Source organism: Desulfovulcanus sp., assembly GCF_982781345.1.
Genome location: NZ_CEYAEZ010000175.1, coordinates 1 through 1,246, shown reverse-complemented (window position 1 = coordinate 1,246; position 1,246 = coordinate 1). Strand labels below are relative to the sequence as shown.

Annotated in this window: 2 protein-coding genes; both read right to left on the bottom strand. The window is 29.8% G+C overall.

Translation table 11 applies throughout. The annotated features are described in order from the left end of the window. A partial coding sequence (locus AC3WVG_RS12040) for a hypothetical protein (protein ID WP_488798360.1) occupies positions 1-880 on the bottom strand: 880 nt, incomplete at its 3' end. Positions 881-957: 77 nt separating this feature from the next. Continuing rightward, the coding region (locus AC3WVG_RS12035) for a hypothetical protein (RefSeq protein WP_488798359.1) at positions 958-1,246 on the bottom strand (289 nt) is incomplete at its 5' end.

Here is a 1,246-nt window from a genome sequence, read left to right as displayed (position 1 = left end):
TAGTGATATCTGATTGAGCTGTTATTGATGGTTTATATAAATACACTCCAGTAGTTAAATCAAAATAACCAAAAGCACTTGTAGAATCTGTTAATTCAGTACAAGTTGTACCAGTGCAACCATATGCGTCAGAGTTTCCTGTCCAAGTTCCAGCAGTTTGTATTTTACCTACATTTCTATGCAGCCAAAGATAAAGTCCATCTAAAGCAGCAGAATCAAAAAAACCTCCAGACTTAATTGTTAAATTATATTGTTGCTTAATTGCTTCAATAATATTTTTAATTGGTATAGCTGGTTTTAAATCTTCTGGAAATACACCTCTATTTGCAATTGCTGAACCTGTAACAGCTAAATTATATTGTGTGCTTGGGTCTGGGTGTCCGTAATTACTTGTGCTATAAGTAAAAGGGTTTGAGTGCGCTATTAATGGATAAATAACTGCATCAGTATATGAAACACCGCCAACAGTAAAATCTAAACCATCTGAAAACCCATCTTTAATATTTGTGTAAGTTGCGTTATAATTAAAATTATTTAACCAAGTTAAAGCATCTAAATTGTCATCTTTAAACATTTCCTTTAACGAAATTGTATTTCCAAAAAAGGTTACTTTATACATTGAAGGTTGGCCATTTTTTAAAACAGCTTCTTCTAATTGTACTTTGCCAAACTTAAATTCTAAATGATTTAATTCTATTCTAGCACTTGAAATTATTTGATTATCAAAACCATCTATTTCAGGATTGTACCAATGCTTAAAAATCTTGTTATTAGTTTTAGATGCTGGTAAATTAAAAGTCCTTGAATAGTCTGTAAATACTTTATCTATATCTTTTATGTCTTGTATAACTTGAGTTAACTCAATCAAATCTTCTTCCATTAAATCAACTCTAACAAAATCTTGTGTAGTTGTTGTGTTTCTTAACTGTGGCTGTATGTATAGAATAATTTTCTGCACTATCTGATGTTGTTTACTAGACTAAATGATTTATCAAAACTCATTGTGTAATTAATTAACCTATCGTTTAAACCTGTCTTTTTAGCAAATGAACTTTCTTTTAAATTAACTGGAAATATGTTAGCACTTGAATCTGTTAGCCAGATGTATTCACTAACCATCAACTCTTCAAAATATGGATTCATTAATTCGTTAACAAAACCAGTATTTAAAACAATAGATTCTGTTGCATTTGCATTGAATGTTTTCTTTGCGTGTGCTGTTGTAGAATAAGTATTAAATGTCAAT